The following is a 19,550-nucleotide window of genomic DNA, read 5'->3' on the forward strand; positions in this document are numbered from 1 at the left end:
GTCTCCGAGGTGAACCGGTCCCCCGTGAGCTGCATACCGTCACCCGAGTCCCCCGCGAACCGGATGATCACCCGGTCCAGACGACGAACGTCCTTCGTTCCGCCCGGTCTGCGCTGCTCTCCTACGACGGTTCCGTCGGTGTGCTCCGCTGGGCTGCTGACCTGACTGGTCACTGAACTGGACCTCCTTCGAGGCGGCTGTCCGGGAGTGGTCGTCCCACGGACCTTCCCGAAAACAACCCTACGTCGGTAAGGGTCGCCTTCCGGTGCGCATTCGCATGTTGAACGGCGTTTTGAGACGGACCCTCGCCCTGACGCGTCATGACTTCCCACGTCCGCCGCTTTTCGCACGGACCGGCCGGGTGCGGGCGCGGTGGCGGCTCTCAGGAGTTCAGGTAGGTCAGTACGGCCAGCACCCGCCGGTGGTCGCCGTCGCTCGGGGACAGGCCCAGCTTCAGGAAGATGTTGCTGACGTGCTTCTCCACCGCGCCGTCGCTGACCACCAGCTGCCGGGCGATCGCGGAGTTGGTGCGCCCCTCGGCCATCAGGCCCAGCACCTCGCGCTCGCGCGGGGTCAGCTTCGTCAGCACGTCATGCTTCCGGCTGCGCCCGAGGAGCTGGGCCACCACCTCCGGGTCCAGAGCCGTACCGCCCGCGGCCACCCGGACCACCGCGTCGACGAACTCCCGCACGTCGGCGACCCGGTCCTTGAGCAGATACCCCACGCCGCGGCTGGAACCGGCCAGCAGTTCGGTGGCATAGCGCTCCTCGACGTACTGCGACAGCACCAGCACCCCGAGCCCGGAATGCGACTTGCGCAGCTGGACGGCCGCCCGCACTCCCTCGTCCGTGTGCGTCGGCGGCATCCGCACGTCCGCCACCACCACGTCGGGCAGCTCACCCTGCGCGTCGAGGTCGGCGATGGTCTTCAGCAAGGCCTCCGCGTCCCCCACACCGGCCACGACATCGTGCCCGCGGTCCGTCAGCAACCGGGTCAGGCCCTCCCTGAGCAGCACCGAATCCTCGGCGATGACCACCCGCACCCTGTCCTCCACGATCTCCCGGCCCCCCATAGCCCGTCCCTCCCACGCCGCCGCGGCTCGTCCACCGCGGTCCGTCACCCGTCCCTGCGAGGGTCCAGCATTCCAGCATTCGACGCGGGCCGCCGAAGCTGTGGACAAGGGCTGTGGACAACGTTGCGGACAGAGACCGCGGACGACCGGAGAAGGCCGCCGGGAGGGGGAACGGTGACCGGGGAAGCCCGCCGGGAGGGGACGCGGGGGCTCAGCCGCAGGGGGTGCGGGGAGTCATCCGCGCCAGGGCAGCTCCGCCGTCACCCGCGTCGGTCCGCCCGCCGGGGAGTCCACCACCAGGACGCCGTCCACCGCGCCCAGCCGCTCGGCCAGACCGGCCAGACCCGAACCGCCGCGCGGGTCGGCGCCGCCCGCCCCGTCGTCCATGACCTGGAGCATCAGCCGGTCCTCCACCCGCCACACGTCGACCGACGCACCGCGTGCCCCGCTGTGCTTGCTGACGTTCTGCAGCAGCTCCGAGACGGTGAAGTAGGCGATCCCCTCGATGGCCGGGGCCGGCCGACTGTCCAGGTCCACCTCCACCCGCACCGGGACCGTGCAGCGGGAGGCGACCGACGACAGCGCCGCGTCCAGGCCCCGGTCGGTCAGCACGGCGGGGTGGATGCCCCGGGCGAGGTCACGCAGTTCCTGCAGCGCGGTCTTCACCTCGCCGTGCGCCTCGTCCACCATCCGCGCCGCCGCCCGCGGGTCCTCCCGGAGCTTCTCCTTCGCCAGGCCGAGCCCCATCGCGAGGTTGACCAGCCGCGCCTGCGCCCCGTCGTGCAGGTCCCGCTCGATGCGCCTGAGGTCCGACACCGCCGTGTCGACCACGATCCCCCGGTCCGACTCCAGCTCCACCACCCGCGCCGACAGCCGCGACGGTCCGAGCAGCCCCTTCACCAGCTGCCGGTCCACCATGGTCAACGCCCGCACGAGCCAGGGCGTGGCCAGCGTGAACAGCAGCCCGACCAGTGCGGTGACGGTGACCTCGAAGGGGTTGTCCAGGTAGATCTGGTGCTGCCCGTCGCCGTACAGCTGAAGGCCGCCCTGGCCGCCGTAGACCGGGAACACCCAGAACCACAGCGGGTAGGTCAGCAGCGCCCAGCCGTAGGTCCAGAAGCTGACCGCGACGCAGAACGAGAACACGGCCCAGGGAAAGTGCAGCAGCGCGTACAGCAGGTGCCGCCATGACGTGCCGCTCTTGAGCAGCGCGCCCATCCACGCCATGACGCCCGGGCGGCCCGTCCGCAGCGGCTCGGGGTCGGCCACTTCCAGGCCCAGCAGTCCGCGCGCCCGCACCCGCTCCAGCGCCCCGATGCCCCGGCAGCCCGCCAGCCCCGCCGCCAGCACCGGAACCCCGAGGAACGTCACCAGCAGGCCCGCCCCGAGCGACACCATCGTGACCGCCCACACGAACAGGACGCAGGCGATCGGCAGACTCAGCAGCACGTACCCGAACTCGCGCCAGCTGCGCGCCTCGACCGGCGCCCGCAGCACGGCGGGCAGACGGTGGCGCCGTGGCTCCTCGTGCCCGTACCGGTGCCGGTACTCGCGCGGGTCGTCGTGCGGGTGGACCCGCATGCGGTCCCGGTCGTGCTCGGAGCCGTACCCCGAGCCGTACCCCTGGCCGTGCTCCTGCCCGTACTGCGTGGTCATCGGCGGCGTCCCGTTCTCCTCGTCAGGCGGCTGTGTTGCCCTGCCTTCAGCCTGCTGCGTCGCAGGTCCACGGGCCATGGAGGCCGTCGGCGTCTCCTGCGGGGGGTTATCCCTACCTTCGGCGGGACCGCTGCCGGGACACCTGGTCGGAGGTGTCCGACCGGTCGCGCCAGGGCAGCTCCGCGGTGACGACCGTCGGGCCGCCGGGCGGGGAGTCGACGACGAACAGACCGTCCACCGCGCCCAGCCGCTCCGCGAGTCCGCGCATACCGGTGCCCCCGTCGAGGGCGGCGCCGCCCCGGCCGTCGTCCCGCACCTGTATGAGCAACCGGTCCTCCACCCGCCACACGTCGACCGACGCGCCGCGCGCCCCGCTGTGCTTGCTGACGTTCTGCAGCAGCTCCGAGACGGTGAAGTAGGCGATGCCCTCGATCGCGGCGGCCGGCCGGGTCGCCAGGTCGGCCGTCACCTTCACCGGCACCGTGCAGCGCGAGGCCACCGACGACAGCGCCGCGTCCAGACCCCGGTCGGTCAGCACGGCGGGATGGATGCCCCGGGCCAGGTCGCGCAGCTCCTGCAACGCCAGCTTCACCTCGCCGTGCGCCTCCTCGACCATCGCCGCCACGTGCTCGTCGGCCCGGCCCTCGGCCAGCTTCTCCTTCGCCAGGCCGAGCCCCATCGCGAGGTTGACCAGCCGGGCCTGCGCCCCGTCGTGCAGATCCCGCTCGATGCGTCTGAGGTCCGCCGCCGCCGTGTCCACCACGACCCCGCGGTCGGACTCCAGTTCGGCGATGCGGCGTTCCAGCTCGTCGGAGGGCGACAGCAGCCCGCGCACCATCGCCCGGTCCACGTTCGTCAGCGCCCGTGCGATGAACGGCAGCACCGGCCACAGCACGAACAGCGAGGTCAGCGTGGTGACGAAGGTGAAGATGCCCCAAGGCAGCCGGATGCCGTCGTAGAGCAGCGTCCGCCAGCCCACCGGGTCCCTCAGCGACATCCACAGCCGCTGCACCGGGCCGCCGCGGCCCCGGGCGAAGGGCAGCCGGCTCGGCTCCTCCACCCGTACCCCGAGCAGCGCCCGGGCCCGGCCACGCTCCAGCCTCCCCAACTGCCGGGCGCCCAGCAGACCGGCCGCGAGCAGCGGGAAGCCCACCACGGTCAGGGTCAGGACGCCGCTGACCGTCAGAACCGTGACGACGTAGACGAAGCCGACCAGCGCCATCGGCAGGTTCGTCAGGAGATGCGCGATCTCCTTCCAGGTGTGCGCCTCGAAGGCCGGGCGGGCCGGTGGCAGGCGGTCGGCACCGTCCGGTCGCGCGGCGGCGGGCCGCGTGTCGGCGGCGGGCAGGGAAGCGGTCATAGGGGCCAGCGTGCCGTGCCCGGCGGCCCGGCGCCATGAGGTAGGCCGCCCGGACGTGCGGGGGAAAACCCCACCCCCGCGTCTCACCCCGTGACGGGCCGCTTACCGTCTCTTTATCAGGGCCTAGACTCCCGTGCGTACAGATCCTCGAATGGCAATGCGGCGCAGGGGTCACTCAGGTCACGAGGTCACGTCACCAGGTCAGGCCACGAGGTCAGGGAGCGAGGGACGCAGGGTGCGGGAGACGTTGGCGGGCTCGACCGTCGTCGCGGCGGACGCCGCGACCGGCTACTTCCGGTCCTACTCGGTCGTAGGACTGCTCGCCGTCCTCGGCGTGCTCTTCGTCGCGGTCGCCTTCGGCGCCGGCCGCCTGCTGCGGCCCGTCGTGCCCACCCCCGAGAAGCTCCTGACGTACGAGTGCGGCGTCGACCCCGTCGGCGAGGGCTGGGCCCACACCCAGGTCCGCTACTACGTCTACGCGTTCCTGTACGTGATCTTCGCCGTCGACTCGGTGTTCCTGTTCCCCTGGGCCACGGTCTTCGCCGCCCCCGGCTACGGCGCGACCACCCTGGTGGAGATGTTCGTCTTCCTCGGCTTCCTCGCCGTGGGCCTGCTCTACGCATACAAGAAGGGGGTCCTGACATGGACGTGAGCCCCTCGGTCTCCGAGCCCGTGCCGCTGCCCGAGCCCAAGCGGCTGGGCGCCCTGGCACGTCTGGCCCCCGAGCCGATGAAGGTGGTGCTGAACTGGGGCCGCCGCTACTCGCTGTGGGTCTTCAACTTCGGCCTCGCCTGCTGCGCGATCGAGTTCATCGCCGCGTCGATGGCCCGCCACGACTTCATCCGCCTCGGCGTCATCCCGTTCGCGCCGGGCCCCCGCCAGGCCGACCTGATGGTCGTCTCCGGCACGGTCACCGACAAGATGGCCCCGGCCGTCAAGCGCCTGTACGAGCAGATGCCCGAGCCGAAGTACGTCATCTCCTTCGGCGCCTGCGCCAACTGCGGCGGCCCCTACTGGGACTCCTACTCCGTCACCAAGGGCGTCGACCAGATCATCCCGGTCGACGTGTACGTCCCCGGCTGCCCGCCCCGCCCCGAGGCGCTGCTCCAGGGCATCCTCAAGCTCCAGGAGAAGATCGCCCGGGAGTCGCTGGCCGAGCGGTACGGCACGACCGCCGGCCGCCCTTCCGCCGCCGCCCTGCAGAGCGGTCTCGTACGGCCTCCCGCGCCCGCGAGCGGCACTGCTGACGGCAGGGCTGACGGCTCCTCCGCCGCGGAGGGGGACGCGCGATGACCGCGACCGGCTGGCTGCCCGCTCCCGCCGAGGAGCTGTTCGGCACGGACGCGACGGCCGAGGAGTCGTACGAGGTCCTGACGGTGGACGTACCGCCCGCCGCCTGGATCTCCGCCCTGCGCACCGCCCGCGACGAGCTGGACTGCACCTACTTCGACTGGCTGAGCGCCGTCGACGAGCCGGGCACCGGTTTCCGCGTCAGCGCGCACGTCGTCGCCCTCGCCCCGGTCCGGCGCCTGCTGCTGCGCACGACCGTCCCGTACGAGACGCCGGCGCTGCCCTCCGCCGTCGACGTCTACGCGGGCGCCGCGTGGCACGAGCGCGAGACCCACGAGATGTTCGGCGTCACCTTCGACGGCCACCCCGGGCTCGACCACCTCCTCCTGCCCGACACCTTCGAGGGACATCCCCTGCGCAAGGACTTCGTCCTCGCGGCCCGGGTCGCCAAGGCCTGGCCCGGGGCGAAAGAGCCGGGGGAGTCCGCGGCGGGCGCCGGCCACGGCGGCCCCAAGCGCCGTCAGATGCTGCCGCCCGGTGTCCCTGATCCGAACGAGTGGGGGCCCTTGAAGGGCCAGCTCCCGCCCGCCCCGGCCCGCCCGGCCCGGGGTGCGGCCCGTGCGGCGGGGGAGCGGCCGGTACGGGCGGCGGCCGCCGGTGAACGACCCGCCGCAGGCGGGCGTCCCGCTTCCGGTGAGCGTCCCGCCCGGCGGGCGCGTACGGCGGCGCAGGGCTCGGCGAGCCAGCTGGCGAGCGGCGCGGCGGGTACGGAGGCGGAGGGCGCGACCGCACCCCCGGTCACCTCCGCGTCCGCCGGTACGGAGATCCCCGGTGCTCCGGACGTTCCGCGCAGCCCGGGTGCGGCGGCCCCGGCCGGGGGTCCCGCCTCCGGGCGTACCGCTCCCTCCGGGCCGCGCCGGGCACGCAGCGCCTCGGCGGGCTCCGCCTCCCAGCGCGCCGGGACACCGGAGGCCGCGGAGCCGACGGCACCCGACACCTCCACGCCACGCGCGCGTGGCACCGCTCCCCGCAGCGCGGACGCCCCCTGGCACCACGCCCGCCCCGCGTTCGACGAGCCCACGCGGCAGCCGGAGCCCACGCAGGCCTCCTCACAGCCGGAGCCCGCGCAGCGGCCGGAGCCGGAGCGGACCCCCGACCCGGAGCCGGAGCGGACCCCCGACCCGGAGCCCACGCGGCAGTCGGAGGCCCCGGACCAGTCGGCGGCCCCGGAGCAGCCGGACCGCGACGGCGCTCCCGCCGCCGACGACCCCACCGGCACCGGCACTCGCGCCCCCGAAGACCCCACCACCCCCGACGACCCCGCAGGAGGCCCGCGGTGAACGGCGCGCTCGACGTCGCCCTGCGACTCCTCGTCGTGTTCGTCGTCTTCCTCACCTTCCCCCTGATCGTCGGCCAGACCGAGCACAAGGTGATGGCCCACATGCAGGGCCGCCTCGGTCCCATGTACGCAGGCGGCTTCCACGGCTGGGCCCAGCTCGTGGCGGACGGTGTGAAGTTCGCGCAGAAGGAGGACGTGGTCCCGGCGGGCGCCGACCGCCGCGTCTTCCAGCTCGCGCCCGCCGTCGCCCTGCTGCCGTACCTGCTGGTCCTGCTCGCCATCCCGATCGGCCCCGGGGAGGGGGCCGTCGGCCAGGTCCTCGACGCGGGTGTCTTCTTCGTGCTGGCCGTGATGGGCGTCGGCGTGCTCGGCTCGCTGATGGCCGGATGGGCCAGCGCCAACAAGTTCTCCCTCCTCGGCGGCCTGCGCACCGCCGCCCAGCTCCTCGCCTACGAACTCCCCATGCTGCTCGCCGCCGCCTCGGTCGCGATGGCCGCCGGCACGGTCTCCCTGCCGGGCATCGCCGAGGCCTTCCGCTGGTGGTGGCTGCCCTGGCAGATCGTCGGTGCGCTGGTGTTCTTCGTGGCCGGTCTGGCCGAACTCCAGCGTCCGCCGTTCGACATGCCCGTCGCCGACTCGGAGATCATCTTCGGCGCGTACACCGAGTACACCGGTCTGCGCTTCGCCCTGTTCCTGCTCGCCGAGTACGCCGGGATCATCGTCCTGTGCGGCCTGACCACCGTCCTCTTCCTGGGCGGCTGGCACGGTCCCTGGGGCGCGGACGGCCTCGGCTGGGTGTGGACGCTGGTGAAGACCGCGATCCTCGCGTTCGTCGTCATCTGGCTCCGCGTCACCTATCCCCGGCTGCGCGAGGACCAGTTGCAGAAGCTCTCCTGGACCCTCCTCGTCCCCCTCTCCCTCGCTCAGATCGCCCTCACCGGCATCGTCAAGGTGGTGATCTCCTGATGGCTGAGTCGGTCCCCTCCACCCGGCCCCGCATCCCCGGCTCCGGACTCGCCAAAGGCCTCGCCGTCACGCTGCGCACGATGACGAGGAAGACGGTCACCCAGCAGTACCCCGACGTCCAGCCCGACCTCCCGCCGCGCACCCGCGGCGTGATCGGCCTGTTCGAGGAGAACTGCACGGTCTGCATGCTGTGCGCCCGCGAGTGCCCCGACTGGTGCATCTACATCGACTCCCACAAGGAGACGATCCCGGCGGCGGCCCCCGGCGGCCGCGAACGCAGCCGCAACGTCCTCGACCGCTTCGCCATCGACTTCGCCCTGTGCATGTACTGCGGTATCTGCATCGAGGTCTGTCCTTTCGACGCGCTGTTCTGGTCCCCGGAGTTCGAGTACGCCGAGACCGACATCCGCGAACTCACCCACGAGCGCGACAAGCTCCGCGAGTGGATGTGGACCGTGCCGGCCCCGCCCGCCCTCGATCCGGGCGCGGAGGAGCCGAAGGAGATCGCCGCCGCGCGCAAGAGCGCCGAGAAGCTCGCCGCGGCGCAGGCCGCACCGCAGGAGCCGCAGGAGCCGCGGGAGCCGCTGGACCCGCAGGGGGACGACTCGTGAGCCTCGCAGCAGCGACCGCGGCGGTGACCGCGACGACACCCACCGGCCCGCTCGCCCGCGGCACCGCCGGCGCCCTCCTCGCCGCGTCCGAACGGCACGGCTTCCTGTCCCCGACCGGTGTCGAGATCGCCTTCCTCCTCGTCGGCCTGGTCACCCTCGGCGCCGCCCTCGTCACGGTCACCACGCGGCAACTGGTGCACGCCGCCCTGTGGCTGGTCGTCGCCCTGGGCGGCCTCGCCGTGGAATACCTCCTGCTCACCGCCGAATTCATCGCCTGGGTGCAGGTGCTCATCTACGTCGGTTCCGTCGTCGTCCTCCTGCTGTTCGGGCTGATGCTCACCAGGGCGCCCATCGGCCGCTCCCCGGACGCCGACTCCGGCAACCGCTGGGCGGCCCTCACCGTGGCCGTCGCCGGCGCCGCGGCCCTGGTCTGGGTGGTCGTCGACGCCTTCCGCGCCACCTGGATCGACCTGGACGGCCCCGCCGCCGGCTCCACCGAGGTCACCGGCGCGAGCCTGTTCCGGCACTGGGTCCTGCCCTTCGAGGCGCTCTCCGTCCTCCTCCTCGCCGCACTCGTCGGCGCGATCGTCCTGTCCCGCAAGGCGGACGCGGCCGCCGTCACCGACGGTGTCCCGCACGCCCGCGGCGGCGACGACGCCCCGGCCGACCAGGACGGTGTCCGCTGATGCACCTCGCCTATCCCGCCGTCCTCTCCGCCCTCCTGTTCTGCACCGGCCTGTACGGCGTCCTCGCCCGCCGCAACGCGATCCTGGTCCTGATGTCGGTCGAGCTGATGCTCAACGCCGTCAACCTCAACCTCGTCGCCTTCGACGTCTGGCTGAGCAGGACCGCCGAGGAGACGCTGCACTCCGGGCAGGCCCTGACCCTGTTCACCATCGCCATCGCCGCCGCCGAGATCGGCATCGGCCTGGCGATCGTCCTCGCCGTCCACCGCAACCGCGGCACCTCCGACATCGACAGGCTCCGCGACACCGCCGAGGGCCGCGCGAGCGACGGCCCCGGCAGCGACACCCCACCGGCGGAGAAGGCTGAGGCCACCGCGTGACCACGACCACCCTCGCCGTCCTCGTCCCCCTCCTTCCGTTCCTGGGCGCCGCGGCCGGCCTGCTGCTGGGCCGCACGGCCCCCGGCTTCGTCCGCCCGCTCGCCGTGCTGCCGCCGCTGGCCGCACTGGTCCTGGCCGCGGTGGTCGCCGAGCGCCAGGGCGGCGGCGCGGCGATCGACTCCGCCACCGAGCTGACGCCCACCGGCTCCGTGCCGATCGAGCTGGGCCTGCACATCGACGGCTTCGCGGCCCTGACCGCCGTACTGGTCGCCTTCGTCGCCACCTGCGTGCAGATCTACTCGACCGGCTACCTCCGCGACGACCCGCGCTACCCCTCCTACGCCGCGCTCGTCTCCCTGTTCACCTCCGCGATGCTGGTGGTCGTCTACTCCGGCGACCTGATGGTGCTGCTGGTCGGCTGGGAGGTCATGGGCATCTGCTCCTACTTCCTGGTCGGCCACTACTGGGAGACCCCGGAGGCCCGGGCCGCCTCCCTCAAGGCCTTCCTGGTCACCAAGCTCGGTGACGTCCCCTTCCTGATCGGCCTGTTCGCACTCGCCGCCGGCGCCGGTTCCTTCCGGATCACCCGCGTCCTCGGCGCCGTCGCGAGCGGCTCACTGCCGCACCCGACGCTGACCGCCCTGCTGCTCCTCGCGGGCGTCGCGGGCAAGTCGGCGCAGTTCCCGCTGCACACCTGGCTCCCCGACGCGATGGCGGGCCCCACGCCCGTCTCCGCGCTGATCCACGCCGCGACGATGGTCGCCGCCGGTGTCTACTTCGTCGCCCGGCTGCTGCCCGTCTTCGAGGCGTCCGCGGCCGCGACGATCGTCATGGCCGTCATGGCCGCCGTCACCATGACCGGTTCCGGTCTCGCCGCGCTCGCCCAGGACGACATCAAGCGTGTCCTCGCCTACTCGACGATCGGCCAGCTCGGCTACATGACCGGCGCCCTCGCCGTCGGCGAACGCGGCGCCGCCGTCTTCCACCTCCTGTCCCACGGCGCCTTCAAGGCGCTGCTGTTCCTCGCGGCCGGCGTGGTCATCCACACCGCCGGCACCAACTCGCTCGCCGCGATGTCCCGGATGAGCGGCCTGCGCGACCGCGTCCCGGACGCCTACTGGACGATGACCGTGGCCCTCCTCGCGCTCGCCGCGATCCCTCCCTTCAGCGGCTTCTTCTCCAAGGAGTCCGTCCTGGGCGCCGCCGAGCACGCCGCCACCGGACATCCCGGTCCCGTTCCCGGCAGCGCCGGCTGGATCGTCCTCGTCGCCGGTCTGCTCACGGCCGTGCTCACCGCCGCGTACGCCACGCGGCTGTGGCTGCTGGCCTTCCGCGGCCGGGGCGCCGAGGTCCCCGACCACGGCCGCCAGCCGCTGACGATGACCGTCGTGCTGTGGGTGCTCACCGTGCCCTCCCTCGCCTTCGGCGGCTTCGCCTACCGCTCGCTGCCCGACTGGTTCGACGGCCACGACCTCACCCCGGCCCTGACGACCTCCGTCCTCGGCACCGGCCTCGCCCTGGCCGGCGGCCTGCTCACCTACGGCGCCTGGCGGCACACCGCGGCCCGGGCCGCCCAGGTCCCGATCGGCGCGGTCGCCGCCCACCCCGAGGGCGACGCCGCACTGGTCGAGGCCGAGGCCATCGCCGGCCACACACCGGCCTACGGCGACATCGCCCACGCCGCCGACCCGGCCGACCCGGGCAGGCTGCTGCTGGGCCCGCTGCACCGGCCCGCGGCCGCCGGCTTCCGCCTGGACGCCCTGTACACGGCGGCGTTCGTCCGCCCGGTGCAGGCCGCGGCGAGCCTCGTCCGGTTCCTGGACCGCGAGGTCGTCGACACCTACGTCCGCGGCGCCGCCGCCCTGCCCCGCCTGCTCGGCGCCGGCGTCCGGCGCGCCCAGACCGGCAATGTGCAGACCTATGTGAGCGCGCTGCTCGCCGGCACCGTCGTCCTGGCGGTCGCCGTCCTCCTCGTCGCCACGGGAGCGTGAGCAGGCGTGATCGATATCAACGAGTCCGTGATGCAGTTCCTTCTGGCGTTCGTCGTCGTCGGCCCGCTCCTCGGCGCCGTCGCCGCCCTGCTGCCCGCCCCGCCCGGACTGAAGGGGAAGTCGCCCGAGCAGGCCGTACTGCGGCACGGCGTCACCGTGACGGGCGTGATCCTCGTCGCCGCGGTGGTCCTCGCGCTCGGCTTCGACCACGACCATCCGTCGAGGATGCAGGCCACGACCGACATCAGCTGGATCCCCGCACTCGACGTGCGCATCCACCTGGGCATCGACGGCATCTCCCTCCCCCTTCTGGTCCTGACCGCGCTGCTGACGTTCCTCTGCGCCCTGTATTCCTACTTCAAGGCGCCGTCCGGTCCGAGCCCCAAGGCCTTCGTCGCCCTGGTGCTCGTCCTGGAGTCCGGCACCCTCGCCACCTTCGCGGTCCTCGACCTGCTGCTGTTCTTCCTCGCCTTCGAGACGGTGCTCATCCCGATGTACTTCCTCATCGCCCGCTGGGGCGGCGAGGGCCGGACCCGGGCCGCGTGGAAGTTCATCCTCTTCACGCTGCTCGGCTCCGTCGTCATGCTGCTCGGCCTGCTCCTGATCGGGATCAAGGCCGGCACCTTCGACATGGTGGCACTCGCCACTGACAACGGCCGGTCGCTGACCACGTCCGTGCAGGTCATCGCCGTACTGGCGATCGGACTCGGGCTCGCGGTCAAGACGCCGATGTGGCCGCTGCACAGCTGGCTGCCGGACGCGCACACCGCCGCGCCCACCGTCGGCTCGGTCCTGCTGGCCGGTGTCCTGCTGAAGATGGGCACGTACGGTTTCGTCCGCATCCTGCTGCCGGTCGCGCCGGACGGCTTCCGCACCTTCGCGCCCTACCTCGCCGCCCTGGCCGTGGTCGGCATCATCTACGGTTCCCTGGCCTGCCTGGCCCTGGCCCGGCAGGGCGGGAAGGGCGACCTCAAGCGCCTGATCGCCTACTCCTCCGTGGGCCACATGGGCTTCGTCCTGCTCGGCATCGCCACCATGACCCCGACCGGCGTGAACGGCGCGCTGTTCGCCAACATCGCCCACGGACTCATCACCGGCCTGCTGTTCTTCCTGGTCGGCTCGCTGAAGGACCGCACCGGCAGCACCGACCTCGACGCCCTCGCCGCGCAGACCGGCGCAGCGCTGTACGGCCGGGCCCCCCGCCTCGGCGGACTGCTCGCCTTCGCCGCGGTCGCCTCCCTCGGCCTGCCCGGCCTCGCCGGGTTCTGGGGTGAGATGCTGTCGCTGTTCGGCGCCTTCGACCCCGCCGCCGGTCTCAGCCGCCCGGCCTTCCTCACCTTCATGGCGATCGGCGCGTTCGGCACCCTGCTGACGGCCGCCTACCTGCTCGTCGTGGTCCGCCGGGTCTGCATGGGCGTCGTACCCCGGCAGGCGCCGGCCCTCGCCGACGTCCACGGCTACGAGTTCGCGGCCTGGACCCCGCTGATCGTGTTCACCCTGGTCGCCGGGCTCTGGCCCAAGGTCCTCCTCGGCCTGACCGATCCGGCCGTGCAGCAGCTCCTGGCAGGAGGCAACCGATGAGCGCCCTGGCCCAGCCGCCGGTCCAGTCGGTGGTCCAGTCCGTCGACTGGCTCGCCGTCGCCCCGCCCCTCACCGCCGCCCTCGTGGGCCTCGCCGTCCTCGTCGCCGACCTGTTCGTGCCCCAGGCCCGCAAGGCCGTCCTCGGCTGGGTCTCGGTCGCCGGGCTCGCCGCGGCCGCCGTCCTCCTGCTGCCGCTGCTCGACGGCGACCGCAGCACCTTCTGCGTCAGCGGCGGCACGCACGCGTGCAGCTACACCGCGGACCGGTTCACCCTCGTCATCCAGTTCCTCGTCCTCGGCGGCGCACTGCTGGCGTCCCTGCTGTCGGTGACCACCCTGAAGGACGAACAGCGGCGCGTGCCCGAGGGCGAGTTCTGGTTCCTGCTGCTCTCCTCCGCGGCCGGCGCCGCCCTGCTGCCCGCCTCCCGCGACCTGGCCACCCTCATCGTCGCCCTCGAGGTCGCGTCCCTGCCCGCCTTCGCGCTGGTCGGCATCCGGCACGGCGACCGCAAGTCCTCCGAGGCGGCCCTGAAGTTCTTCCTGTCCTCGGTCACCGCCACCGCCGTGAGCCTCATGGGCATCAGCTTCGTGTACGCCACCACCGGCACCCTGTACCTCACCCAGGTCGCCGACCGCATCCAGCACGTCGACGGACAGCTGCACACCCTCGCGCAGACCGGCGTCGTCCTCACCCTGATCGGCTTCGCCTTCAAGACGGCGGCCGTGCCCTTCCACTTCTGGGTCCCCGACACCTACGTCGGCGCCCCCCTGCCCATCGCCGCCTACCTGTCGGTCGTCGGCAAGGCGGTCGGCTTCTCCGGCCTCATCCTCGTCACCGTCGTCGCCTTCCCGTCGTACGCCGACGTCTGGGGCCCCGCCCTGGCCGTCCTGGCCGCGCTGACCATGACCGTCGGCAACGTCGGCGCCCTGCGCCAGCAGGCCGCCCGCGCACACAGCGCCGTACGGCTGCTCGCCTGGTCCTCCGTCGGCCAGGCCGGCTACCTTCTGGTGCCGATCGCCGCGGCCGGATACACCGATGACGCCCGGAAGACGATCGGCTCCACCGTCGCCTACGCCCTCATGTACGCCGCCGTGAACCTCGGCGCCTTCGCGGTCGCCGCCCTGGTGGGCCGCACCAGGGCCCTGAACCGCCTCAGCGACTACCGGGGCCTGTACGCCTCCAATCCGGTGACCGCGCTGCTGCTGGCCTTCTTCCTGCTCTGCCTCGCCGGCCTGCCGCCGGGCGTGATCGGCCTGTTCGCCAAGGTCACCGTGTTCGGCGCGGCCGTCGACGCGGGCCTCGGCTGGCTGGCCGTCGTCATGGCCGTCAACGTGGTGATCGCCCTCTTCTACTACCTCCAGTGGACGGCCCTGCTGTTCCGCGCCCCCGAGGGCGAGCCCGCCCGCCACCGCCTCCCCGCCCCCCTCACGGCCGCACTCACCCTCACCGGCGTCCTCGGCGTCGTCCTGTCCGGCGCGCCCCAGCTGGTCCTCCGCTTCGCCTCCACCGGCCTGTTCTGACCCGCGGCACGCGCGCGAGGAGCCCTCCCCGCGCGCGTGCGCCCCCGCGACCTCCCTCACCCGGACAGCCGACCCGCGCCGCCGCCCGCACCAGGGAACTCGCGGCCGCCGCCTGGCGTTGACCAGAGCGGGAAGGTCCACTGGACGTGACACCACGGCACCGGTGGCATCGCAAGACCGGCAAGGCAGATCCGCAGGCGACGGGTTCCCTGCTGCACCACTTGGAGGGCGCACCGTGCACCGTCGGCACAACGGGCTCAGGACCGCGGCGCTCCTCGGGGGGCTGTCCGCGCTCATCATCGTCGTCGGCAGCCTCTTCGGGCGGACGGGCCTGGTCGTGGCGGTCCTGGTGGCCCTGGCCACCAACGCGTACGCCTACTGGAACAGCGACAGACTGGCGCTGCGCGCGATGCGTGCCCGCCCCGTGAGCGAGTTCGAGGCCCCTGCGCTCTACCGCATGGTCCGCGACCTGTCCACGCAGGCCCGCCAGCCCATGCCGCGCCTGTACATCTCGCCCACCGAGGCACCCAACGCCTTCGCGACCGGCCGCAACCCCCGCAACGCCGCCGTGTGCTGCACCGACGGCATCCTGCGCCTGCTGGACGAGCGGGAGCTGCGCGGCGTCATCGGACACGAGCTGAGCCACGTCTACAACCGCGACATCCTCATCTCGTCGGTCGCCGGCGCCCTCGCCTCCGTCATCATGTTCCTGGTCAACTTCGCCTGGTTCATCCCGATCGGCCGCTCGGACGACGACGACGGTCCCGGCCTGCTGGGCATGCTGCTCGTCATGATCCTCGGACCGCTGGCCGCCAGCCTCATCCAACTGGCCATCAGCCGCTCCCGGGAGTACGAGGCGGACGCCTCCGGCGCGCAGCTCACCGGTGACCCGCTCGCGCTCGCCAGCGCCCTGCGGAAGCTGGAGGCGGGCACCAAGCAGCTGCCGCTACCGCCCGAGCCCCGGATCGAGACGGCGAGCCACATGATGATCGCCAACCCGTTCCGACCGGGTCAGGGACTGTCCAAGATGTTCTCCACGCATCCTCCGATGGGGGAGCGCATCGCCCGGCTGGAACGAATGGCAGGTGGATACCGGTGAAGACCGTCCTGAACGTCATCTGGCTCATCCTGAGCGGCTTCTGGCTGTTCCTCGGCTATCTGCTCGCGGGCGTCCTGCTGTGCGTCACGATCATCGGCATCCCCTTCGGGCTCGCCGCCTTCCGCATCGGCGTGTACGCCCTGTGGCCCTTCGGGTACACCACCGTCGATCGCCGTGACGCGGGCGCCCCCTCCTGCCTCGGCAACGTCCTGTGGCTGGTCCTGGCCGGCTGGTGGCTGGCCCTCGCCCACATCGTCACCGGCATCGCCCTGTGCGTCACCATCATTGGCATCCCGTTCGGCGTCGCCAACTTCAAGCTGATCCCCGTCTCGCTGCTGCCCCTGGGCCGCGAGATCGTACGCACCGACCAGCCGTTCGCGACGCGCTGACGGCGCAGCTCCGGGTCCGCGCGGTCCCGGGGGGCCCACTGCGGCGAGCCCTCCGCCGAGCGCCGCAACCACCGGTGCCCACCAGGCGTCCTCCACGAGAGACGGCACGGACCCCCGCCTGCCGACCGGAGGTCACAGCGTTTCCCGGCCGGAGAAGCACAGGGCCGTAACAGCGCCGGCACAGCGGGAGAGGGCAGGTTCACGGCATGAGCATCATCGGTTGGATCATCTTGGGGCTGCTGGCCGGAGCCATCGCCAAACTGCTGCTGCCCGGACGCGACCCGGGCGGTTTGATCGGCACGACGCTCATCGGCATCGCGGGAGCGTTCGTCGGCGGCTGGATCTCCGCCCGCTGGCTGGACCACCCCGTCAGCAAGCACTTCTACGACGGACCCACCTGGGCCGCCGCGATCGGCGGCGCGCTGGTGCTGCTCGTCCTCTACCGCGTCGTGTTCGGGAACTCCCGGGACTGAGCCGGGCGCGTATTCGGCAAGGACGGCATGCGGCAAGGGATGGGCGTGCGGCAAGGACGGGCACGTGAGAAGGGCGGGCGCCCGGAGGCGCCCGCCCTTCCCCGTCCCGCCCGGGCAGGGACTACCGGTAGTTCACGAACTGCACCGCGAAGTCGAAGTCCTGCCCCTTGAGCAGCGCGATCACGGCCTGGAGGTCGTCGCGGCTCTTGGAGCTGACGCGCAGCTCGTCGCCCTGGACCTGGGCCTTGACACCCTTGGGACCCTCGTCCCGGATGATCTTGGCGACCTTCTTCGCGTTCTCCTGGGAGATGCCCTCCTCGATGGAGGCGAACAGCTTGTACTCCTTGCCGGAGAGCTGCGGCTCGCCCGCGTCCAGCGCCTTCAGCGAGATACCGCGCTTGATCAGCTTGGACTGGAAGACGTCGAGGACTGCCTTGACCCGCTCCTCGGAGTTCGCCTCCATCAGGATCTTCTCGCCGGACCACGAGATCGAGGCACCGACGCCCTTGAAGTCGTAGCGCTGCGAGATCTCCTTGGCGGCCTGGTTGAGGGCGTTGTCGACCTCCTGCCGCTCGACCTTCGAGACGATGTCGAAACTGGAGTCGGCCATGTCCTGTGGCTCCTTGTGTCCGGGTGCGTGTGTGTATGGGCTGCGTGTCGGCGTGCGCGGCGGCGGCCGCCGAGCCCGGCGCCGAGCCGGGCCGCATCCGTCCCAGCCTAGTCACCCCGCGACCCGCGAGCGCCGATCAATCGGGTGGCGAAGCACCCCTCCGTATCGGGTATTGTTTACGTCGTTGCCAGGGAGCACCGCCGCAAGCGGGCCGCCTTGGTGGCAAACCCCGGCGGTGTGCCCGAGCGGCCAAAGGGAGCAGACTGTAAATCTGCCGGCTCAGCCTTCCCAGGTTCGAATCCTGGCGCCGCCACACGGGAACAAGGGCCCTGTGACCTGCTGCAACAGCAGGTCACAGGGCCCTTGTCGTACGTCGCCCCGATCAGCGCAGGGGCTGTTGGCCATTCGTGCGGGCAGCAGCGTCCCGCCGCCCGGTCGCACGCTCGTGCATCCTGCGGCAACGGGGCACGCACGAAGCCAGGTTGTCCTCAGCCGTTGGGCAGGATCGGGCAGGATCGGTTGGGGGCTGGGAACACACGAGGCGACTGGTTTCGTCTGCCTTGGGCTATTGAGGCGAGCGCTGCTTCCCTTCCGCGTGACTCGACATCGGTCTTCCTTACGTTTCGCAAGGGGCACCGGTTTCGTTGACCGCATGAACACAGATCCCCAGACCCTGGCTTCCGGCGCCCTCCGGCCGGCAGCACCGCATGGGCGTCGGCTGAGCAGGGCCACCGCCGTCGTGCTGGGCGCGATGCTCGCCGCTGCCCCGTACGCCAGTGCATCGTCAGCCACCCTCCGTCCCCCAGGCCAAGGAGCGGCGTTCGTGTCGACGCAGCAGCCAAGGGCCGAGGCTCCCGCCGCCGCGAGAGCTGTGATCCACGTGACCAGCGCAGAGCAGTTCAACGAGCTGCTCGCGGACAATCCGAAAGTCATCACGGATTTCACAGCGGTCTGGTGCGGCCCCTGCAAACTCATCCAGCCCAGATTCGAGCGCTTTTCCACAGAGCCGGAGTACAGCGGCGTCAGGTTCGCGATCATCGACGTCGACCAGGTCCCAGACGTGTCCGAGGGGGCCGGCATCAGGGCCATGCCTACCTTCCAGACCTACTGGAACGGAGAGAAGAAGGGCGAACTCCTCGGGGCTGACCCGAACAAGCTCCGCAAGCTGCTGGACGAACTGGCCGGGGCCTAGCGTCCGAACCCGCCCGCCTCGCTGGCAACCGCTAGCCGGACCGTCACACGCCGCATCAGCGCCTTCTACGGCGAAGGGTCTCGCGTGACCGAGGAGATCACGGGCCGGGCTCACTACCCGGCTCCGCCTCTCCCGTTCGCCACTGAGTCGGAGCCGTCCAGCCGGGTACCTCAGGGCCCGCCTAGGTGCCGTCCGTGCCCCGCGCGGGTGGGCGCAGTCGGGCGCTGCGGCGGTCCCTGGCGTTCCAGCAGGCATGGTGCCAGTGCCGTCGCTCGTCGACGTTGCCGTACTGCGGCCAGACCACCACGTGCGGCGTTCCCGGCCTGATCTCCTGGTCGCATCCCGGGCAGCGGTAGGTCTTGCCGACGGTGCCGGCCACCACGCGGACCACCCATGCCTCGCCCCGCCAGACCTCGCCGCTTGCTGAGGGCCCTGCCGGGGAGCCGGTGGCGGTGCCGGCCGTCTCCTCGTCGTCCGAGCGGTGAGCACGTCGCAGGAGCGCGCGGGCTGCCTCCGCACTGCGCCGGCCGTCGGCCAGGAGCGCGTCCGACGCTTCGCCGGGCAGACGCTCGGCCAGCTGCCGCTCCAGCTCCGCACTGTGCGCCAAGAGCTCCCGTACGGTGCGGGACCACTCCTCGACCGTGGGCGCCGGTCCCAGGAAGGCAGGGCCGGCCACCTCGCGGACCCGGTCCAGCGCACGGTCCCGGTCGGCCGTCTCCGGCAGTAACCGGGTCAGCGCGTAGGCCACGGGGACCACGAGCGCGGGGCGCTCCTGCGGAGCCTGGAGCACCCGGTGGACGGTCGTGGTGGACACGCCGTCCACCAGGGCGGCGATGCGGCGCAGGCTCGGCCGGCCCGCTGCGACCCGCAGGTCCTCGAGCGCCGTCCTGAGGTCGGCGGCGCCGGAGGTCCGATCCTCCGGGGCGGGCTCGGGCTCGGGCCCGCGCCGCTCGTCGAGGGCCCGCCGCCACAACCGCGTGAGCTGACGCTGCTGTTCGGGGTCGAGGTCGAGAGCCAGGAACAGGCGGTGCAGGAAGGCCTCGCCGGGAAGGCGGGAGCCGCTGAGCAACCGGGAGAAGGTCGCCGCGCTGGTGTCGGTCAGCTCGGACAGCCGGGTGTAGGTCAGGCCCGAGTCGTCGCACAGGCTCCGCAGGACCAGGACGAGTTCACGGCCGGCGGGCGGGACCGTACTGGGCACCGGGTTCGCGCGGCGGGGGGACATCGATCCTCACCTCCATTGTTTCCAACCGTTCCATCCTTGCGTAGTCTAGAAACACGCTCGGGGGCCTGGACGGACGGACGTCCCGATGGCGCTGTCTCGGCGTGCCCGAGAAC

Annotated in this window: 19 protein-coding genes, 1 tRNA gene and 1 pseudogene; 15 read left to right on the plus strand and 6 right to left on the minus strand. The window is 72.2% G+C overall.

Annotated features, from left to right (window positions below):
* Positions 1-382 precede the first annotated feature (382 nt).
* The 3 genes from ACZ6CZ_RS11045 to ACZ6CZ_RS11055 form a co-directional block, all read right to left on the minus strand.
* Entirely contained in the window at positions 383-1,072 is a 690-nt protein-coding gene (locus tag ACZ6CZ_RS11045; protein WP_469017934.1) for a LuxR C-terminal-related transcriptional regulator, read from the minus strand.
* Between the two features lie 234 nt (positions 1,073-1,306).
* Positions 1,307-2,728, minus strand: coding sequence for a sensor histidine kinase (locus tag ACZ6CZ_RS11050; protein WP_469017936.1), 1,422 nt, complete (start codon positions 2,726-2,728; stop codon positions 1,307-1,309).
* Between the two features lie 112 nt (positions 2,729-2,840).
* Positions 2,841-4,088 carry a sensor histidine kinase gene (locus ACZ6CZ_RS11055; protein ID WP_469017939.1) on the minus strand — a complete coding sequence of 416 codons (1,248 nt, stop codon included), beginning with the start codon at positions 4,086-4,088 and terminating at the stop codon, positions 2,841-2,843.
* Between the two features lie 235 nt (positions 4,089-4,323).
* On the opposite strand from ACZ6CZ_RS11055, the gene ACZ6CZ_RS11060 reads away from it, so the two are divergent.
* The 13 genes from ACZ6CZ_RS11060 to ACZ6CZ_RS11120 all read left to right on the plus strand — a co-directional run bounded on the left by ACZ6CZ_RS11060 (position 4,324) and on the right by ACZ6CZ_RS11120 (position 16,413).
* The gene (locus ACZ6CZ_RS11060; RefSeq protein WP_469017942.1) at positions 4,324-4,740 is read left to right on the plus strand and encodes an NADH-quinone oxidoreductase subunit A; all 417 of its coding nucleotides are present in this window, start codon (positions 4,324-4,326) and stop codon (positions 4,738-4,740) included.
* Positions 4,731-5,381, plus strand: a complete 651-nt coding sequence (locus ACZ6CZ_RS11065) for an NADH-quinone oxidoreductase subunit B (RefSeq protein ID WP_469017945.1) — start codon at positions 4,731-4,733, stop codon at positions 5,379-5,381. Before ACZ6CZ_RS11060 ends, ACZ6CZ_RS11065 begins: the two co-directional genes overlap by 10 nt.
* Positions 5,378-6,718: an NADH-quinone oxidoreductase subunit C gene (locus tag ACZ6CZ_RS11070; protein WP_469017948.1), complete on the plus strand. Its 1,341-nt coding sequence runs from the start codon at positions 5,378-5,380 to the stop codon at positions 6,716-6,718. The genes ACZ6CZ_RS11065 and ACZ6CZ_RS11070 overlap by 4 nt, the downstream gene beginning before the upstream one ends.
* Entirely contained in the window at positions 6,715-7,683 is a 969-nt protein-coding gene (locus tag ACZ6CZ_RS11075; protein ID WP_469017950.1) for a complex I subunit 1/NuoH family protein, read from the plus strand. Before ACZ6CZ_RS11070 ends, ACZ6CZ_RS11075 begins: the two co-directional genes overlap by 4 nt.
* Complete coding sequence (locus ACZ6CZ_RS11080) at positions 7,683-8,294, plus strand: NuoI/complex I 23 kDa subunit family protein (RefSeq protein WP_469017953.1); 612 nt, start codon at positions 7,683-7,685, stop codon at positions 8,292-8,294. The genes ACZ6CZ_RS11075 and ACZ6CZ_RS11080 overlap by 1 nt, the downstream gene beginning before the upstream one ends.
* A 23-nt stretch (positions 8,295-8,317) precedes the next feature.
* Entirely contained in the window at positions 8,318-8,980 is a 663-nt protein-coding gene (locus tag ACZ6CZ_RS11085; RefSeq protein ID WP_469019063.1) for an NADH-quinone oxidoreductase subunit J family protein, read from the plus strand.
* On the plus strand, positions 8,980-9,360 hold the full coding sequence (nuoK, locus tag ACZ6CZ_RS11090; protein ID WP_469017956.1) for an NADH-quinone oxidoreductase subunit NuoK: 381 nt from the start codon (positions 8,980-8,982) through the stop codon (positions 9,358-9,360). The genes ACZ6CZ_RS11085 and nuoK overlap by 1 nt, the downstream gene beginning before the upstream one ends.
* Complete coding sequence (locus tag ACZ6CZ_RS11095) at positions 9,357-11,351, plus strand: NADH-quinone oxidoreductase subunit 5 family protein (protein WP_469017959.1); 1,995 nt, start codon at positions 9,357-9,359, stop codon at positions 11,349-11,351. The genes nuoK and ACZ6CZ_RS11095 overlap by 4 nt, the downstream gene beginning before the upstream one ends.
* Before the next feature lie 6 nt (positions 11,352-11,357).
* On the plus strand, positions 11,358-12,932 hold the full coding sequence (locus tag ACZ6CZ_RS11100) for an NADH-quinone oxidoreductase subunit M (RefSeq protein ID WP_469017962.1): 1,575 nt from the start codon (positions 11,358-11,360) through the stop codon (positions 12,930-12,932).
* Positions 12,929-14,452 carry an NADH-quinone oxidoreductase subunit N gene (locus tag ACZ6CZ_RS11105; protein ID WP_469017965.1) on the plus strand — a complete coding sequence of 508 codons (1,524 nt, stop codon included), beginning with the start codon at positions 12,929-12,931 and terminating at the stop codon, positions 14,450-14,452. The genes ACZ6CZ_RS11100 and ACZ6CZ_RS11105 overlap by 4 nt, the downstream gene beginning before the upstream one ends.
* A gap of 235 nt (positions 14,453-14,687) precedes the next feature.
* Positions 14,688-15,551, plus strand: a complete 864-nt coding sequence (gene htpX / locus ACZ6CZ_RS11110; protein WP_469017968.1) for a zinc metalloprotease HtpX — start codon at positions 14,688-14,690, stop codon at positions 15,549-15,551.
* Positions 15,548-15,940, plus strand: a complete 393-nt coding sequence (locus ACZ6CZ_RS11115) for a YccF domain-containing protein (RefSeq protein WP_469017971.1) — start codon at positions 15,548-15,550, stop codon at positions 15,938-15,940. The genes htpX and ACZ6CZ_RS11115 overlap by 4 nt, the downstream gene beginning before the upstream one ends.
* A 206-nt stretch (positions 15,941-16,146) precedes the next feature.
* Positions 16,147-16,413 (plus strand): GlsB/YeaQ/YmgE family stress response membrane protein, encoded by a 267-nt coding sequence (locus tag ACZ6CZ_RS11120; RefSeq protein WP_469017974.1) that lies wholly within the window; start codon positions 16,147-16,149, stop codon positions 16,411-16,413.
* A 121-nt stretch (positions 16,414-16,534) separates the two neighbouring features.
* On the opposite strand, the gene ACZ6CZ_RS11125 is transcribed toward ACZ6CZ_RS11120, so the two are convergent.
* Positions 16,535-17,023, minus strand: a complete 489-nt coding sequence (locus ACZ6CZ_RS11125; protein ID WP_469017976.1) for a YajQ family cyclic di-GMP-binding protein — start codon at positions 17,021-17,023, stop codon at positions 16,535-16,537.
* Between the two features lie 231 nt (positions 17,024-17,254).
* Between ACZ6CZ_RS11125 and ACZ6CZ_RS11130 the strand changes: the two genes are divergently transcribed.
* Both ACZ6CZ_RS11130 and ACZ6CZ_RS11135 read left to right on the plus strand, forming a co-directional pair.
* Positions 17,255-17,336, plus strand: a tRNA-Tyr gene (locus ACZ6CZ_RS11130).
* Positions 17,337-17,846: 510 nt separating this feature from the next.
* On the plus strand, positions 17,847-18,215 hold the full coding sequence (locus ACZ6CZ_RS11135; RefSeq protein ID WP_469017979.1) for a thioredoxin domain-containing protein: 369 nt from the start codon (positions 17,847-17,849) through the stop codon (positions 18,213-18,215).
* 181 nt (positions 18,216-18,396) lie between these two features.
* Here the strand turns inward: ACZ6CZ_RS11135 and ACZ6CZ_RS11140 are convergent, their stop codons facing one another.
* Positions 18,397-18,753: an ATP/GTP-binding protein gene (locus ACZ6CZ_RS11140; protein WP_469019065.1), complete on the minus strand. Its 357-nt coding sequence runs from the start codon at positions 18,751-18,753 to the stop codon at positions 18,397-18,399.
* A gap of 456 nt (positions 18,754-19,209) precedes the next feature.
* A pseudogene (locus ACZ6CZ_RS11145) lies at positions 19,210-19,437 on the minus strand (helix-turn-helix domain-containing protein); the annotation flags it as partial.
* Positions 19,438-19,550 lie beyond the last annotated feature (113 nt).

This window comes from Streptomyces sp. NPDC041135 (genome assembly GCF_055592085.1).

Bases quoted from the DNA above. Each gene is read 5' to 3' on its own strand.
- ACZ6CZ_RS11080 (WP_469017953.1), top strand. From the start codon at position 7,683: ATGGCTGAGTCGGTCCCCTCCACCCGGCCCCGCATCCCCGGCTCCGGA.
- ACZ6CZ_RS11125 (WP_469017976.1), bottom strand. From the start codon at position 17,023: ATGGCCGACTCCAGTTTCGACATCGTCTCGAAGGTCGAGCGGCAGGAG.
- ACZ6CZ_RS11105 (WP_469017965.1), top strand. From the start codon at position 12,929: ATGAGCGCCCTGGCCCAGCCGCCGGTCCAGTCGGTGGTCCAGTCCGTC.
- nuoK (WP_469017956.1), top strand. From the start codon at position 8,980: ATGCACCTCGCCTATCCCGCCGTCCTCTCCGCCCTCCTGTTCTGCACC.
- ACZ6CZ_RS11045 (WP_469017934.1), bottom strand. From the start codon at position 1,072: ATGGGGGGCCGGGAGATCGTGGAGGACAGGGTGCGGGTGGTCATCGCC.
- ACZ6CZ_RS11055 (WP_469017939.1), bottom strand. From the start codon at position 4,088: ATGACCGCTTCCCTGCCCGCCGCCGACACGCGGCCCGCCGCCGCGCGA.
- ACZ6CZ_RS11065 (WP_469017945.1), top strand. From the start codon at position 4,731: ATGGACGTGAGCCCCTCGGTCTCCGAGCCCGTGCCGCTGCCCGAGCCC.
- ACZ6CZ_RS11050 (WP_469017936.1), bottom strand. From the start codon at position 2,728: ATGACCACGCAGTACGGGCAGGAGCACGGCCAGGGGTACGGCTCGGGG.
- ACZ6CZ_RS11120 (WP_469017974.1), top strand. From the start codon at position 16,147: ATGAGCATCATCGGTTGGATCATCTTGGGGCTGCTGGCCGGAGCCATC.
- ACZ6CZ_RS11070 (WP_469017948.1), top strand. From the start codon at position 5,378: ATGACCGCGACCGGCTGGCTGCCCGCTCCCGCCGAGGAGCTGTTCGGC.